The organism is Candidatus Competibacter denitrificans Run_A_D11 (genome assembly GCF_001051235.1).
Lineage (GTDB): Bacteria > Pseudomonadota > Gammaproteobacteria > Competibacterales > Competibacteraceae > Competibacter_A > Competibacter_A denitrificans.
This window is the reverse complement of sequence record NZ_CBTJ020000071.1, coordinates 60626-78018: the sequence shown is the minus strand read 5'-3', so window position 1 is coordinate 78018 and position 17393 is coordinate 60626. Positions and strand designations below refer to the sequence as shown.

At 57.0% G+C, this 17393-nt stretch carries 11 protein-coding genes; 4 read left to right on the top strand and 7 right to left on the bottom strand.

Going from position 1 to position 17393, the window contains the following annotated elements:
- Positions 1 to 37: 37 nt before the first annotated feature.
- From BN873_RS13550 to glgB, 3 genes are all read right to left on the bottom strand, one after another.
- The gene (locus BN873_RS13550; protein ID WP_048674573.1) at positions 38 to 937 is read right to left on the bottom strand and encodes a hypothetical protein; all 900 of its coding nucleotides are present in this window, start codon (positions 935 to 937) and stop codon (positions 38 to 40) included.
- A 60-nt stretch (positions 938 to 997) separates the two neighbouring features.
- Positions 998 to 1972, bottom strand: coding sequence for an HTH-type transcriptional regulator CysB (cysB, locus tag BN873_RS13545; protein WP_048674570.1), 975 nt, complete (start codon positions 1970 to 1972; stop codon positions 998 to 1000).
- Positions 1973 to 2063: 91 nt separating this feature from the next.
- The gene (gene glgB, locus BN873_RS13540; protein WP_048674568.1) at positions 2064 to 4265 is read right to left on the bottom strand and encodes a 1,4-alpha-glucan branching protein GlgB; all 2202 of its coding nucleotides are present in this window, start codon (positions 4263 to 4265) and stop codon (positions 2064 to 2066) included.
- A 196-nt stretch (positions 4266 to 4461) separates the two neighbouring features.
- Between glgB and glgC the strand changes: the two genes are divergently transcribed.
- Genes glgC through thiM form a run of 4 tightly spaced genes read left to right on the top strand, consistent with a single transcriptional unit; the run spans position 4462 to position 9114 of the window.
- The gene (glgC, locus tag BN873_RS13535; RefSeq protein WP_048674566.1) at positions 4462 to 5733 is read left to right on the top strand and encodes a glucose-1-phosphate adenylyltransferase; all 1272 of its coding nucleotides are present in this window, start codon (positions 4462 to 4464) and stop codon (positions 5731 to 5733) included.
- 45 nt (positions 5734 to 5778) lie between these two features.
- Positions 5779 to 7248, top strand: coding sequence for a 4-alpha-glucanotransferase (gene malQ, locus BN873_RS13530; RefSeq protein ID WP_048674564.1), 1470 nt, complete (start codon positions 5779 to 5781; stop codon positions 7246 to 7248).
- Positions 7248 to 8291, top strand: a complete 1044-nt coding sequence (locus tag BN873_RS13525) for a GMP reductase (RefSeq protein ID WP_048674562.1) — start codon at positions 7248 to 7250, stop codon at positions 8289 to 8291. The genes malQ and BN873_RS13525 overlap by 1 nt, the downstream gene beginning before the upstream one ends.
- A 7-nt stretch (positions 8292 to 8298) precedes the next feature.
- Positions 8299 to 9114, top strand: a complete 816-nt coding sequence (thiM, locus tag BN873_RS13520; RefSeq protein ID WP_048674559.1) for a hydroxyethylthiazole kinase — start codon at positions 8299 to 8301, stop codon at positions 9112 to 9114.
- A gap of 14 nt (positions 9115 to 9128) precedes the next feature.
- Here the strand turns inward: thiM and BN873_RS13515 are convergent, their stop codons facing one another.
- The 4 genes from BN873_RS13515 to gdhA all read right to left on the bottom strand — a co-directional run bounded on the left by BN873_RS13515 (position 9129) and on the right by gdhA (position 17322).
- Positions 9129 to 9605, bottom strand: coding sequence for a Uma2 family endonuclease (locus BN873_RS13515; RefSeq protein ID WP_048674556.1), 477 nt, complete (start codon positions 9603 to 9605; stop codon positions 9129 to 9131).
- A 75-nt stretch (positions 9606 to 9680) separates the two neighbouring features.
- Positions 9681 to 11117, bottom strand: a complete 1437-nt coding sequence (locus tag BN873_RS13510; protein WP_048674554.1) for a glutamate synthase subunit beta — start codon at positions 11115 to 11117, stop codon at positions 9681 to 9683.
- 3 nt (positions 11118 to 11120) lie between these two features.
- The gene (gltB, locus tag BN873_RS13505; protein ID WP_048674551.1) at positions 11121 to 15773 is read right to left on the bottom strand and encodes a glutamate synthase large subunit; all 4653 of its coding nucleotides are present in this window, start codon (positions 15771 to 15773) and stop codon (positions 11121 to 11123) included.
- Positions 15774 to 15966: 193 nt separating this feature from the next.
- Positions 15967 to 17322, bottom strand: a complete 1356-nt coding sequence (gene gdhA / locus BN873_RS13500) for an NADP-specific glutamate dehydrogenase (protein WP_048674548.1) — start codon at positions 17320 to 17322, stop codon at positions 15967 to 15969.
- Between the last annotated feature and the right edge of the window lie 71 nt (positions 17323 to 17393).

The following is a 17393-nucleotide window of genomic DNA, read 5'->3' as shown; positions in this document are numbered from 1 at the left end:
GATCCATCTTTTTATATCATCATCTTTGATATGCGGCCTACATGGTCCTGTAAGGAGTTCGATAACGATAGACCCGCACAGAGGGAAGTAGAGGCTCATCTTCAATTTTTACGTCCGCCCGGCGTAGCCGTAAGCTGACCGGGGGATCAGGGGTAACCGGGACAAAATCAGGCAAGCATTCCCCAGGATGCAACGGCACCAACACCGGTAAAGGTGCTTGCATCAACCGGCGCCGACGATCACCGACATTTTCGGGAAAGACGATATTGGCACGGAGATGAGGGCATACACCGCGCACACGAGCGAGCATTTCATCGTCCCGGATTTCCTGAAGCCGCTGCAATTCCAAACGGATCTGGGGGGTCTCGACTCGCTGCTCCAACAGACGGCGGGCGGCAGCGACACTGGTACGTTGAATAACCCGACCCTGTTTTGACCAGGTGAAACCGATTTTGAGAGGCAACTGCTCCAGGAGTGGGATATGCCGATACGCCTGCTTTAGATTGAGGCGGGCCGCTCCCATGCGGCGCAGGGCTACGGCAATGTTTTCTTGCCGTTGGTGTAAATCCTCAAGCACGGCATTGGCTTCACGCCGCTCTAGTATCTTCAAGGCGAGGACTGCCGCCTTGAAGGTATCCTTGGCGAGATTGCAGTCTTGCGCGGCGACCAAGGTGGCTGAACTTACGCCCACGATGCCAGGACAAGTCAGCGTCTCTCTGCCATCCCTGCTGTCTTGATACCAAAGTGCGCGATAAAGTTGCAGGGCCTTGGCGCGCATATCGGTTGCGTCGGCCAATTCTTCTTCTGTCAGCGATACCCAAGCCGATAGCGCGCTATCTTGACGAATCCGTGCGCAGCTAATATCCAAATGATGCAACATGGCCTCGAAGCTCGCTAGCAGCTCGGTTCGCAGTGCAATGATCGATGACGTGGACACAAGCTCTCCAGAAGGCTTTAATGACATTATTATATCATCATCTCAATAAAAACATCACTTTCAGCGGACAGGCAATTCCACATCCCCAAACAACGCCATAATCTCCTCAACAGACGTCGAATGTTCCGCAGCCCGTACTCGCTCAGGCTGCAAATGTCCAGCGAACAACTGCATGAAGTCATACATGTAATTACGCAAAAACGTACCACGGCGAAAACCGATTTTAGTCAAATTCATCGGAAATAAATGGCTAGCATCCAACTGCACCAGATCCTGATCTTGCTGAGGATCATAAGCCATCCGAGCAACAATCCCGACACCCATCCCTAATCGCACATACGTCTTAATAACATCCGCATCCGTCGCGGTAAAAGCCACCAGTGGCTTAAGCTGTAGGCTACGAAATGCTTCATCCAATTGAGAGCGCCCAGTAAAGCTAAAAACATAGGTAACAAGAGGATATTGAGCAATATCGTGTAGCGCGAGTTGATCTAATGCAGTCAGCGGATGTTCAACAGGAACCAGAACACAACGCTGCCAAACATAACAAGGCATCATCACCAAATCCTCAAACAATTCTAAGGATTCAGTGGCAATCGCAAAATCGACCTCACCTGATAAAACCAACTCGGCGATCTGCGCGGGTGAGCCTTGATGAACGCGCAATGTAACCGCGGGATAACGCTCGCGGAACGTCTTAATGACCGGCGGTAAAGCATAACGAGTCTGCGTATGAGTGGTGGCAATAGATAAGCTACCACGCCGATCATCGCGGTATTCCTCAGCCAATATCTGAATATTATTAACCTCGCGTAATATATTCTCCACCTTCAGAATAATTTGATGGCCTATCGGGGTCACTTCAGTCAGATGTTTTCCATTACGGCTGAATAACTCAACCCCCAGTTCTTCCTCTAACAAGCGTAATTGCTTACTAATACCGGGCTGAGAGGTATAAAGGCTATCGGCTGCCGCCGAAATATTAAGATTATTCCGGACAATGGCCGTCAAATAACGCAGTTGCTGCAACTTCATGAAAGCCTCCAATCAGTAAAACCGGCCAATTATCCAATGACAGCCTTACCAAAGCTTCTAATTGAAAACTACACAGAAGATGACCAGCAGATCAGTCTTGCTCTGGAAGCAAGACAATACCAGTTAACGGCGGCAAATCCACTGTAAGGGAATAAGGCTGGCTCATATTCAAGACTGGTAAAGCACACACAGCGCCATTTGTAGCACCAGTACCACCATATCGACTTGCATCGGAGTTCAAAATTTCCCGATATATTCCCGGTAGCGGTACACCCACCGCATAGGCAGCTCGCGCAGTGGCTGCAAAATTAAAAATGACGACGGCCAGGTGGGCACCATCACGACGGAGGTAAACAACCACTGATTGACTACCATCCTGGCAATCCAACCACTCGAAGCCATCTTGAGAAAATTCATGAGCGTATAAGCTCGACAGAGAACGGTAAAGGTGGTTTAAATCCTGGATAAGTGACCAAATACCCCGATATTCAGGCTGAGCGAGCAACTCCCACTCAAGAGATCCAGCAAAATCCCACTCCTGTTCCTGGGCTAATTCATCACCCATAAACAAAAATTTTTTCCCTGGATAGGTCCACATGTAGAGATAGAGGAGTCGCAGATTCGCAAAACGCTGCTTGCGGTCTCCCGGCATTTTGGCAAACAGCGATCCTTTCCCGTGAACCACCTCATCATGCGATAACGGTAGCATGAAGTTTTCATTAAACGCATAAAGCAAGCCAAACGTCAGCAGCTCTTGGTGGTGACGGCGTAGGGCGGGATCAAGCATAAGATACTCTAAGGTATCGTGCATCCAGCCCATGTTCCATTTCATGCCAAACCCTAAACCACCCATCCAGGAGGGGCGGGTTACCAAAGGCCATGCAGTGGATTCCTCGGCTATCATCAGCACGCCCGGATAACGACGATGAACGATTTCGTTCAGTTCACGCAAAAAGGCGACAGCCTCCAAATTCTCATTGCCCCCGAAAAGATTCGGCGCCCATTCGCCAGACTCGCGTGCATAATCCAAATACAGCATTGAAGAGACTGCATCGACGCGCAACCCGTCTAAGTGGCATTCTTCCAACCAAAAACATGCACTAGCCAATAAAAAATTTTTTACTTGAGTGCGGCTATAATTAAAGATCAACGTACCCCAAGTCCGGTGCTCCCGCCGTGTAGGGTCTTCACACTCATAAAGATATGTGCCATCGAAGCGAGCCAAGCTGTGCCCATCCTTGGGAAAATGACCGGGAACCCAATCCAAAATCACCCCAATTCCGGCTTGGTGGCAATAATCTACAAACCAGCGGAAATCGTTCACCGAACCATACCGGCTGGTCGGCGCAAAATAACCGGTGGTCTGATAGCCCCACGAGGCATCCAGCGGATGTTCAGTGATCGGCATCAGCTCAATATGGGTAAATCCCAATGAGACGACATAAGCCACCAAGCGTTGGGCCAAGTCACGATAAGAGAGGTAATCGCCACGGCTATCTCGCAGCCATGAACCTAGATGAACTTCGTAAACAGCCAGTGGGGTATTGGAGCCACTCTGGCGGCGGCGCTTCATCCACTGATCGTCACGCCACGAGTAGGCTGTGTTATCCACTACGATTGAACTGACTGCCGGGCGGCGCTCGAAGTGGCGGCCATAAGGGTCACTCTTACGAAACAGCTCACCCGTCTCGCGGGCACGTATTTCGAACTGATAGCGCACCCCAGCGGTGATGCCTGGCACAAACAATTCCCAGACATGCCCACGGCGGCGCAGGGGGTGATAGCGGCCATCCCAATAATTGAAATCACCAATGACGCTGACCCGCTCAGCGTTAGGTGCCCAGACCGCAAAGAGAACGCCGGAAACACCTTCCACCAAACGTGGATGCGCGCCTAACACCCGATAGGCGTGCAAATGGCGACCCTCATTGAACAAATGTAAGTCGTACAGACTTAATAGCGGAGGAAAGCTGTAAGGGTCACGCGCGGTGAATTCTCGGCCATTGCCATCCGTCCAGCGGAGCCGATAGTGCAGGGGCAACGCCGTGGCTAGGCCACGCCATTGGAAAAGGTCGGTCCCTGGCAACTGCCGCAACGGTTCAGCGGTGTCAACCAGCAGGATTTGGCGGGCACCCGGCCAAAAGGCTCGCACGATGGCATATTGACCATCACCATGCCGGCCGAGTACCGCAAAAGGGTTAGGATGGCGACCTTCACCCAATAAAACGGCATCAATGGCGGTTTCATCGCCGATGTCATTTACGCTATCGTTGCCAGAGTCAGGGTGCGTCATCAAAAAAGCCCATCACTCCAATCATCGAAGAGTCTCGCCTAGCTGACCGATTACGGGCAACAATAGCCTGCCTCCCAGACTGCCCGTGAATCTGCCAGGCGCCCGATGGGGACAACAGAGGCACTATCCCTTATCCGAGCCGCTCACACTACGAACCTAAATCTGAGAAATCATAGCAGAGAGGGATAATAAACGCATGAGTGCAGCCATCACCTCACGTTTCGTCAGTCGCCTGACCCGAAAAACGCTTGCTCTGATTCTCGCAGGGGGAAGGGGTAGCCGGCTTAAGCAATTGACCTTGTGGCGTGCCAAACCGGCAACGCCTTTCGGTGGAAAATATCGGATCATCGATTTTCCACTCTCCAATTGCCTCAACTCAGGTATCCGCCGAGTTTGTGTGTTGACCCAATATAAAGCCCATTCCTTGATTCAGCACGTTCAGCGCGGCTGGGGGTTTCTACGCGGTGAATTCGGCGAGTTTGTAGAACTGTTACCTGCCCAGCAACGCATCGATGAAACCTCTTGGTATCGGGGAACCGCCGATGCGGTTTATCAAAACTTAGATATTATCCGTACCCACGAACCCGAATTCGTGCTCATTCTGGCAGGCGATCATATTTATAAGATGGACTATGGGCCGATGCTGGCCCTGCATGTGGAAAGTAAGGCGGATGTAACCATCGGCAGCGTCGAAGTCCCACAGGAGCGCGCGCGGGAATTTGGTGTGCTGACGGTGACGCCAGATAAGGAGGTCATCCGGTTTACCGAAAAGCCCGATCACCCGGAAACCTTGCCGGGACGGGAGAATATGACGCTCGCGTCGATGGGTATTTACGTGTTCAACAGGCAATTCTTATTCGAACGCTTGATCGAAGACGCGGAAACGGTGGCATCCGGCCATGATTTCGGCAAGGATGTATTACCGAAATTGATTGGCCGGCATCGGGTCATCACGTATCCATTCTGTGATGTGCAAACCAAGGCACAAAGCTATTGGCGCGATGTTGGGACCGTGGATGCGTTTTGGGAGGCTAACATGGAATTGGCGGGCGTCGATCCCGAATTGAACCTGTACGATGAGCATTGGCCGATCTGGACTTATCAAGAGCAGTTGCCTCCTGCCAAATTCGTCTTCGACGACGAGGGGCGTCGGGGCATGGCCGTGGATTCCCTGGTGGCGGATGGTTGCATCATTTCCGGCGGCTGTGTCAACCACTCGGTCTTGTTCCCCGGCGTGCAGGTACATTCCTATGTTCGGCTGCGAGATGCAGTCGTGTTGCCCGGCGTCGATATCGGCCGCTATTGCCAACTCGACAAAGTGATCATTGATCGTGCCTGTGTCATTCCACCCGGCACGGTGGTGGGCGATAATCCCCAAGAGGACGCCCGGCGTTTTTACCGGACCGAAAAAGGCGTGGTGTTGATCACCCGCGAAATGCTAGGCCAAGAGTCTGCACGGATTCGCTGACAACCAGAAAATAACAACCCAGCTAATTTTGAGGAGTTCTCCCCCATGAGCCAAGGCTCGGCAGCAGAAAGGCGACGTGCAGGATTATTGCTGCATCCCACCTCGCTTCCCGGTGGTTACGAAAATGGTGATTTCGGCCCGGAAGCTTATCGCTTCGTGGAGTTCATGGCGGCTTGCGGTTTTACCGTCTGGCAGACGTTGCCGCTGGCACCGCCCCACGATGATCTGTCGCCCTATTCGGCGCAGTCGGTTCACGCGGGCAATCCCCGGCTCATCGCTCTGGAACCACTGCTTGAGGCCGGTTGGCTACAGCCGGATGGTGGGCCGCAAGCCGGCGAGGACGGCTGGTCCTATAGGCAACGGCGCTTGATCGAAGCCCGCCACGGTTTTCAAAACGCCGGAAATCGGGGTGAGTACAACGATTTTTTAGCTCAACGACAACGCTGGTTGGACGATTACGCGCTGTTTCAAGCGATCCGTGCAGCCCACAAGCAAACGGCATGGTTTGATTGGCCACGCGAGTTGCGCGACCGACATTCAAATGCGCTGGCCGCGATCCGGCGGCAATTTGGCGACACCATCGCACAATGCCAGTTCGAGCAATTTTTATTTTACCGGCAATGGGCGGCGCTCAAGCAGTATGCGAACCAGCACGGCATTCTAATTTTTGGCGATATCCCGCTGTTCGTCGGCTACGATAGCGCTGACGTGTGGGCGCGGCGCGACTGCTTTTTACTGGATAGTCAAGGCAATCCAGAGGTGGTGGCCGGGGTGCCGCCCGATTATTTTTCAGCCACCGGCCAGTTATGGGGTAATCCGCATTATGCCTGGGAGGCGATGCGCGCCGATGGGTTTCAGTGGTGGAAGGAGCGCATTCGCACACAATTGACTCAGTTTGATCTGCTGCGGATCGATCACTTTCGGGGGTTGGAATCGTACTGGGAAATCCCGGCCACCGCCAAAACCGCCGTGTCGGGGCAATGGCGAAAAGCGCCAGGTGATGAGCTGTTCCAGGCGCTGCGTGCGGAGTTCGGGCACTTGCCGCTGGTAGCCGAGGATTTGGGAATCATCACCCCAGCGGTCGATGCTCTCCGTGAAAAACACGGCTTACCCGGTATGAAAGTGCTGCATTTCGCTTTTGGCGGCGATGCGGAAAATCTGTATCTACCGCACAATCACACAGTCAATTCAGTCATTTACACCGGCACCCACGATAATAATACCACCCTGGGCTGGTTGGAGGAGGTCGACGAACGAACCCGCAATCACATCTTTGACTATTTGGGAAGTAGCCCGAAGCAGATGCCGGAGTCGCTGGTGCGAGCCGCATTCGCTTCAGTGGCCCAGTTGGCGGTGGTGCCGATGCAAGATGTGCTGGCACTCGGTGGGGCGGATCGTATGAATCAGCCTGGCGTGGCGAAAGGCAACTGGCGGTGGCGGTTCCGTTGGGATCAGGTTAAGCCGGATTTGGCCGGTCATTATCGGCATTTGCTGACACTGTACGGGCGAGTTTGATGCGCATTGAAGCCGATCTAAAATTGGGCTTTAAGGATGTGCTGATTCGGCCCAAGCGATCGACGTTGAGCAGCCGGTCACAGGTGAGTTTGGAACGGACGTTCAAATTCCGCCATAGCGGACGGACTTGGACCGGTATCCCGATCATGGCGGCCAATATGGACAATGTGGGCACCTTTGCGATGACAACCGCCTTGGCGGCAGAGGGCCTCTTCACGGCGATGCGCAAGCACTACCCGCCGGAAGAATGGGACACCTTTATTGGCTCATTGCCGGATAGAGATTGGCTGGAACACGTCGCGGTCAGCACCGGCATTCTTGAGAGTGATCTGGCCAAACTTGGTCAGATTCTGCTGCGTCAGCCCGACCTGTCGTTCATCTGCATGGATGTAGCGAACGGCTATTCTGAATATTTCGTCGAGCAAATCGCCAAAGTACGGCAGCGTTTCCCTGACAAAATCATCATGGCGGGCAACGTAGTGACCGGTGAGATGGTCGAGCAGTTGCTGCTATCGGGCGCGGATATCGTCAAGGTGGGCATCGGTCCCGGTTCCGTCTGCACCACACGGGTCAAGACCGGGGTCGGCTACCCGCAGTTGTCAGCGATCATCGAATGCGCCGATGCTGCCCATGGATTATCTGGCCAGATCATTTCGGATGGCGGTTGTACCTGCGCCGGCGATGTGGCGAAGGCGTTCGGCGCCGGTGCCGATTTCGTGATGCTGGGCGGGATGCTGGCGGGACATGATGAAGGGGGTGGGGAGATCCTGGAGCGGGATGGCCAACCGTTTGTGCAGTTTTATGGAATGAGTTCCAGCACCGCGATGGAGAAATACAGCGGGGGCGTCGCTGAATACCGCGCTTCGGAAGGTAAAACTGTCACCGTACCCTATCGTGGGCCGGTGGTGGAGACGATCAAAGATCTTCTCGGCGGGCTGCGATCTGCCTGCACTTACGTCGGCGCGGCCCAGTTGAAGGAGCTGACCAAGCGCACCACCTTCGTTCGAGTGGCCGAACAACATAACCCGATTTTCGACGGCTGAAATGGGCATGAGCTTGACAGCGGAGGGTATCTTTAGGCTTTTGATTACTGTGCGCGAGCGGCAACCGCTGGTGCATAACATCACCAACTTCGTGGTGATGAACAATACCGCCAACGCTTTGCTGGCACTGGGCGCGTCACCGGCGATGGTGCATTCCAGCGATGAGGTGGAGGATTTTGTTGCGCTCAGTCGGGCGCTAGTGGTCAACATCGGCACGCTGTATTCGGAACAGATGGCGGCTGCCAAGCTGGCCGCCATCAAGGCACGGACTAAGGGCATACCGTGGATTCTTGATCCGGTAGGCGTGGGCGCAACGCCCTATCGACGGTCGGCTGCGGGCGCATTGGTGGCGCTGAAACCGACTGTGATACGTGGTAACGGCTCGGAAATTCTGACCTTGGCGGAGCAGTCACAGCCTGGGCAGGGCAGGGGAGTCGATAGTCTGCACGGTTCGGAAGCGGCGCTGGCGGCCGCGCGGCGGCTGGCGATCAGCACCGGGGCAGTGATCGCCATCACCGGGGCGGTGGATTTTGTAACTGACGGGACGCAGCTCATCGAACTGCATAACGGCCATCCGCTGATGGCGCGGGTCACGGGCTTGGGTTGTTCGGCAACTGCTGTTATCGGGGCATTTCTGGCGATAGAACCGGATGCCTTCATGGCAACGGTAGCGGGGTTGGCGGTATTTGGCGTCGCCGGGGAGATTGCGGCGGAACGGTCGAAAGGGCCGGGAAGCCTGCAAGTTGCGCTGCTTGATGCGCTCTATGCGCTGGATGGAGAGCAGTTCCTTAGCCAGTGCAAGTGCCGCGAGTCCGCTCTCTAATCCGCTGAAATGGGCTAAGGTGCGATTCGCTCCGGAAAATCTGGAAACAGCATCGAGCGAGGCAATTCGTTCTCTGAATTGAAGAATGTCAGCCGGCCATCGGTATTGCAAATCCAGACCTCGCGCGCGCCTTTCTCAAAATACAATTGGCGCTTGGTACGCATTTCAGCCTCAGTGTTGGTAGAGGACAGCACCTCGACACATAATTCGGGAGCGACCGAACATTCCACTTCCGACCAAATCGTTTTCAGTCGCTCCGAAGACGCCCAGGCCACATCGGCCACTTTGGTGCCCAGTCGGGTCGCAATCGCGCATTCCGCTAGCGCCTTTCCCGTCTTGGAGAGCGAGAAGAGCAAACGGATAATTTCACCTTGATAAACAGAATGATAGACCTTGGTTGGCGACATGATGATCTTTCCGGTCTCGTCAAGCTCGATCTTGAAGGGTAAATCTTGCAAGTCCGGGTGTTCACATACTTCCAGCCAATTCATGATCGCCACCTCGTTGTCAACGGATTGCTGATCGCAAGGCGCAAGTAAAGTGCCGAATCTTGCGCCTTGCCGCCATCAGGTCGGCAACTCTGAATTTCCCATCAAATATTCATCCACCGCACGGGCGCATTGCCGTCCTTCGCGGATGGCCCAAACCACCAGCGATTGACCGCGCCGCATATCACCAGCGGCAAAAACCTTGTTAACGGATGTCTGGTAATCAGTGGTGCTGGCGGCGACGTTACCACGTTCATCAAGCGCGACTCCCAAATCCCGCAACAGGCCCTCATGCACCGGATGGACAAAGCCCATCGCCAGCAAGACCAGACCCGCCTTGAGTTCAAATTCACTGCCAGGCACTTCCGCCATCACTTGGCGACCTTTGTCATCGCGCCATGCCAACCGGACCAGTTGCAGCGCCGTGACTTGACCGTCCTGGCCAATAAACTGTTTGGTGGCCACCGACCAATCACGTTCGCAGCCTTCTTCATGAGAACTTGAGGTGCGCAACTTCAGCGGCCAATCCGGCCAGGTTAACAACTTATTCTCATGGACCGGCGGCTTGGGCATGATTTCCAACTGAGTCACCGACCGCGCGCCTTGGCGGATCGAGGTGCCCACACAGTCGGACCCGGTGTCACCGCCGCCGATGACGATCACATCCTTGTCAGTCGCCAGGATGTCGGCATCGACGATTTTCTGACCCGCCACCCGGCGGTTTTGCTGGGCCAGGAAATCCATCGCGAAATGGATGCCGGTCAAGTCACGGCCTGGCGCCGTCAGATCGCGTGGCTGTTCAGATCCACCGGTCAGGGCTACGGCATCGAATTCCGCCAGCAAACTACGGGCTGGAATCTCGACACCGACATGGCTGTTAGGCCGGAATTCCACGCCCTCGGCCCGCAATTGGGCCAGACGACGGTCGATCAGCCAGGTTTCCAGCTTGAAATCGGGAATGCCGTAGCGGAGCAGGCCACCGATGCGGGGGTTTTTCTCGAACACCACCACGACATGACCCGCCCGCGCCAGTTGCTGAGCACATGCCAAACCGGCCGGGCCGGAACCGATCACCGCCACCCGTTTACCGGTGCGATGCGAGGCAATCTGGGGCTGAATCCAACCTTCGGCCCAGCCTTTGTCGATGATGGCGCACTCAATGTCCTTGATCGTGACCGGCTGGCTGTTGAAATTAAGCGTACAGGATGTCTCGCACGGCGCCGGACAAATCCGCCCGGTGAATTCCGGGAAGTTGTTGGTGGAGTGTAAGACTTCCAGCGCTTGCCGCCAGTTACCGCGATAGACCAAATCGTTCCAGTCGGGAATGATGTTGTGGACCGGACAGCCGCGATGGCAGTAGGGAATGCCGCAATCCATGCAGCGCGCGGCCTGTTCACGGACGCCGGCTTCCGGCAAGGGCGCGACGAAATCCCGAAAGTGGGTGATCCGCTCGGCGACCGGCGCATAGCCATGCTCATGGCGGACGATTTCTAAAAAACCGGTTGGTTTACCCATCAGTTACACTCCCACCGCCACGCCGGCCTTCTCGTCGAGACGCGCGGCGCGAACCTTGATCTGCTGCATATCCTGTAACGCCCGCCGGTAATCCAGCGGCATGATCTTGACGAATTTTGGCAGCAACTCACGCCATTGTTCCAACACCCGGCGCGCGGGTTCGCTGCCAGTCTGTAGGTAATGGCGGGCTACGAGAATCCGCAACCGCTGAGCGTCATGGCGCAACCAATCCTCCGGCAATGCGCTTTGCGCCAAACTGCGCCAATCGTCAGGTAACAGCGGGGCGCTCAGCGTTTCCTCGATGTCGTTTAAGGGTTCCAGCGCGACCATGGCTTGATTGGCACGGCGGTCAAAGTCACCGGCTTCATCCAGCACATAGGCGACGCCACCGCTCATACCAGCGGCGAAGTTGCGGCCGGTCTGGCCCAGCACAACCACCACACCGCCGGTCATGTATTCGCAACCGTGATCGCCGGTGCCTTCCACCACGGCGATAGCGCCGGAGTTGCGCACGGCGAAACGCTCACCGGCGACGCCCCGGAAGTAGCATTCACCGGCGATGGCGCCGTACATGACCGTATTACCGACGATGATATTGTCTTGAGCGCACAGACGGCTTTCCGCTGACGGGTAAACGATGATCCGCCCGCCGGATAGGCCCTTACCAACGTAGTCGTTGGCCTGACCGCGCAGTTCCAGGGTGACGCCACGCGCCAGAAACGCGCCAAAGCTCTGGCCGGCGGTGCCTTGCAAGTCGATGTGGATGGTGTCGTCCGGTAAACCGGCATGGCCGTAACGGCGCGCGATCTGACCGGAGAGCATGGCGCCGGCGGTGCGGTCGCTGTTGCGAATCGGGGAAGTGAAGCGAACCGGCTGGCGAGCCTCCAATGACGGTTTGGCCTGGGCGATAAATTGGTGATCCAGCGCGCCACTTAAGCCGTGATCCTGCTCTTCGCAGTGGTAGGTGGCCACCCCCGGTGGGGCCGGCGGCACCGCCAGCAAGCGGGTGAAGTCCAACCCGCGCGCTTTCCAGTGGTGAATAGCGCGGCGCATGTCGAGCCGGTCAGCACGGCCGATCATTTCGTCGAAGGTGCGGAATCCCAGCCGCGCCATGAATTCCCGGGCTTCCTCGATCAGGAAGGTGAACAGGTTGATGACATGAGCCGGTTGACCGGGGAACCGCTTGCGCAGTTCCGGGTCTTGGGTGGCGACGCCGACTGGGCATGTGTTGAGATGGCACTTGCGCATCATCACGCAACCGGCAGCGATCAAGGCGGCGGTGCCGAAGCCGAACTCGTCGGCACCGAGCAGGGCGCCGATCACGATATCACGACCCGTGCGCAAACCACCGTCAACCTGTACCGCGATCCGGCCGCGCAAGTGGTTGCGCACCAGGGTTTGATGGGTTTCGGCCAGACCGATTTCCCACGGCGAGCCAGCGTTTTGAATTGAGGTCAACGGACTGGCTCCGGTGCCGCCGTCTTCGCCGGAGATGGTGACATGATCGGCATGCGCCTTAGCCACGCCCGCCGCCACCGTGCCGACGCCGATTTCAGACACCAGCTTGACGCTAATCGCCGCTTTCGGATTGGCGTTCTTCAGGTCGAAGATCAGTTGCGCCAAATCCTCGATGGAGTAGATGTCATGATGCGGCGGCGGGGAGATCAGGCCAACGCCGGGGGTGGAATGGCGAACGCGGGCGATCCAGTCGTTGACTTTGTGACCGGGCAACTGGCCACCTTCGCCGGGCTTCGCTCCTTGCGCCATTTTGATTTGCAGGGCGTCGGCGTTCACCAGGTATTCGGCGGTGACGCCGAAACGGCCGGAAGCGACCTGTTTGATGGCGGAGCGGGCAGAGTCGCCATTGTCGAGCGGGGTGTAACGGGTCGGGTCTTCACCGCCCTCGCCGGTATTGGATTTGGCACCGAGCCGGTTCATAGCAATGGCCAGCGTGGTGTGCGCCTCCCAGGAGATCGAACCGAACGACATGGCGCCGGTCGCCAGCCGCTTGACGATTTCGCTGGCCGGTTCCACTTCTTCCAGAGGCAGTGGCGTGTTGGCGAAACGGAACTCAAACAGGCCGCGCAAGTTGCGCAGGTGGTGAGTCTGGTCATTCATGGCCCGGCTGTAGCGCTTGAATTGCCGGTAATCGCCGGAGCGAACCGCATGTTGCAGCAGTGACACGGTTTCCGGCGTCCACGCGTGCTGTTCGCCGCGAATACGAAAGGCCAGCTCGCCGCCGACATCCAACGCTTCGCGGTACAGCGGCGCATCGCCGAAGGCTTGTTTGTGGCGAATAACCGCTTCGCGGGCGATTTCCTGTAAACCGACGCCTTCGATCACGCCTTGGGTGCCGGTGAAATACCGGTTGATAAATTCCTCAGCCAGGCCAACCGCCTCAAAAATCTGCGCGCCGCAATAGGATTGGTAGGTCGAAATGCCCATCTTGGACATTACCTTGAGGATACCCTTGGAAATCGCCTTGGTGTAATGCTCGTGTGCGTCGGCTTCGCTCAGTGGCGGGACGAAGCCAGAAAGCGAGGCCGTGAGGGTGTCGAAGGCCAACCAGGGGTTGATCGCTTCGGCGCCGTAACCCGCTAGCAGGCAGAAATCGTGAACGCGCTTGGCTTCGCCAGTCTCGATCACCAAGCCCACTTCGGTACGCAGTCCCGTGCGAATCAGGTGATGGTGGACGGCGGCGGTGGCGAGCAGGGCGGGGATGGCGATGTGATCGGCGTCCATATCCCGATCCGACAGGATCAGAATGTTATCGCCGTGGCGCACCACATCGGCGGCTTCCCGGCAGAGGTCTTCCAGGGCACGGCCCATGCCCTCCGCGCCACGCTCGACCGGATAGCACATGCTGAGCGTATGGGTGCGGAAGGCGCGGTCAACGTGATATTCAATCCGGCGGATGCGCTCCAGATCGACGTTGGCCAGGATCGGCCGCTTGACTTCCAGCCGCTTCTGGGTGCCGGCACTGTAGGGGTCGAGCAGGTTGGGGCGCGGGCCGATGAAGGAGACCAGCGACATCACCAGCTCTTCACGAATCGGGTCGATGGGCGGGTTGGTGACCTGAGCGAATTTCTGCTTGAAATAATCGTAAATCAGCTTGGGCCGGTCGGACAGCACCGCCGGTGGAATGTCACGGCCCATCGAGCTGATCGGGTCTTCTCCGGTCACCGCCATCGGATTGAGGAAGGCGCGCGTGTCTTCCTGGGTGTAGCCAAACGCCTGCTGGCGGCGCAGCAGCGTTTCGGAGTCCGGCGCCATGGGGCCGATTTCAGTCGGCAAATCTTTCAGATGAATCTGAGTGGCATCCAGCCAGTCCTGATAGGGCTGGGCAGCGGCCAGTTGGGCCTTGATTTCGTCATCGTCGATGATGCGACCCTGTTCCAGGTCGATCAGCAGCATTTTGCCAGGCTGCAAACGCCATTTTTTGACGATTTTTTCTTCAGGGATCGGCAGCACGCCCATTTCGGACGCCATGATCACCTGATCGTCGTCGGTGACGATATAGCGAGCGGGCCGCAAACCGTTGCGATCCAGGGTCGCACCGATTTGGCGGCCGTCGGTAAAGGCGATGGCGGCGGGGCCATCCCACGGTTCCATCAGCGCGGCGTGGTATTCGTAGAAGGCGCGGCGCTTGGGGTCCATCAAGGGGTTATCAGACCAGGCTTCCGGCACCATCAGCATCATGGCGTGCGGCAGCGAATAGCCGGCGGCCAGCAGCAATTCCAGCGCGTTGTCGAAAGTTGCGGAGTCGGAGGCGCCATCGCCGATCAACGGCCACAGTTTTTCCAGATCGGCGCCGAGTTGTTCGGAGCGCATGTTATGGCGGCGGGCCAGCATCCAGTTGATGTTGCCGCGCAGGGTGTTGATTTCGCCGTTGTGGCAGAGATAGCGGAACGGATGCGCTAGCGCCCAGGACGGGAAGGTGTTGGTGGAGAAGCGCTGATGGACTAAGGCTAGCGCCGATTCCAACCGCTCGTCGCGCAAATCGGGGTAGTACACACCGAGGTTGCGCGCCAGGATCATGCCTTTGTAGACCAGCGTGCGCGAGGAGAACGAGGCGATGTAGAACGGTTGGCGGCTGAGCAGCTCGCGATCCCAAATGGCGTGATGGGTTTGCTTGCGGATCACGAACAGCTTGCGTTCGAACGCGGCGGTGTCGGGACAATTTGGGCCGCGTTGGACGAAAGCTTGGCGAATGACCGGTTCCGTGGGCCGCACGCTGCGACCCAGGCAGGAATTGTCGGTGGGCACGTCGCGCCAGCCCAGAAAAATCTGGCCCTCGGCGGCAACGGTACGCTCCAGGGCGGCTTCGCTGTGGCCGCGCACTAGACCATCACGCGGCAGGAAAACCGTAGCCACGGCATAATCGCCGAAAGCTGGTAGTTCGATGCCTTGAGCAGCGCATTCGGCACGCAAGAAAGCATCAGGGAGTTGCAGCAGGATGCCGGCGCCGTCGCCGGCCAGCGGATCAGCGCCCACCGCGCCGCGATGGCCGAGATTGGCCAGGATTTCCAAACCCTGGCGGATCGGTTGATGACTTTTGCGGTTCTTGATATCGACCACAAAACCGATGCCACAGGCATCGTGTTCATTGCGCGGGTCGTACAGTCCTTGGCGGGCGGGGAGGTGGGTCAAGCTCATGATGGTTCCTCATAACAGCAGCGGGCGCGGCTTCCTTGCCGGGACAGGTCTTCGCAAATCAAGCGAATCAAGGGTCGGAACAATTCCGAAAAACCAAAGGATTGAATACTACCGAGCCAATGACCGTTCGCGCAACTGCTACGAGCACCGCGCCGCCGGCCTTGGTGGGAGTCGGCGGCGGGAAATTGCCGGATTAGACGACGCCTTGATCGATCATGGCGTCGGCCACTTTGCGGAAACCGGCGATGTTGGCGCCGAGCACCAGATTGCCGGGTGCGCCGTATTCCTTGGCGGTTTCGCTGGCGGTGCGGTAGATGTGCTCCATAATCCGCTTGAGCTTGGCGTCAACTTCCTCGAAAGTCCATTGCAGCATACTAGCGTTCTGGCTCATTTCGAGCTGACTGGTGGCGACGCCACCGGCGTTGGCGGCCTTGGCCGGGCCGTAGGCGATGCCGGAAGCCAGGAAGGCATCAATGGCTTCTGGCGAGGAGGGCATGTTGGCGCCTTCGGCGACACAGATGCAGCCATTTTTCAACAATTCCTTGGCGTCTTCGACGCTCACTTCGTTTTGAGTGGCGCTGGGGAAAGCGGCATCGCAGTGCACACTCCAGACCCCGTTACGGCCAGCGGGATAATTTTCGACCGGGGTGTAGACCGCTCCCGGCCGCTCCTCGGCGTAACGAGTGAGACGGGCACGCTCGACTTCCTTGACCTGCTTGAGCAGATTCAGATCAATACCGCGCTCGTCGTAAATCATGCCGTTGGAATCGCTGACCGTGACCGGTTTGGCGCCGACTTGATAGAGTTTTTCGACAGTGTAGATGGAGACATTACCGGAACCAGAAACCGTACAGACCTTGCCTTCCAACGAAGCGCCGCGCTCGGCCAGCATGTTCTGAGCGAAATAGACCGCGCCGTAACCGGTCGCTTCGGTGCGCACCAAAGAGCCGCCCCAGTTCAGGCCCTTGCCGGTCAGAACACCTTCATACTTGCCGGTTAGGCGTTTGTACTGACCATAGAGATAGCCGATTTCGCGTCCGCCGACCCCGATATCGCCCGCCGGAACGTCGATGGTGTCGCCGACATGGCGGAAGATCTCGGTCATGAACGACTGGCAGAAGCGCATGATTTCAGCGTCGGATTTGCCTTTGGGGTCAAAGTTGGAACCACCCTTCGCACCACCGATGGCCAAGCCAGTCAGGGAATTCTTGAAAATCTGCTCAAAACCCAAAAATTTGATCGTGCCGGCGGTGACATTGGGATGGAAGCGCAGCCCCCCTTTATAGGGGCCTAGCGCGGAATTGAATTGGATGCGATAACCCTTGTTAACCTGCACATTGCCGCGATCATCCAGCCAGGCTACGCGGAATAAAATCTGCCGCTCAGGCTCAATAACGCGCTGGATGATGTTGTTTTTCTGATATTTTGGGTTGCGGTCGAGTAGGGGTTTGATGGTGGAGAGCACCTCTTCAGTGGCCTGGTAAAACTCGGCTTGGGCGGGGCTGCTCTGTTTGAGATATTGAATGGTGTCGGTGATATAGGCAGACATAATAAGGTGATTCCTGCTGGTCTTGATTGAAGAGGCGATGGCCCACTCCGCCCGGCGGCGCCTGACCGAAT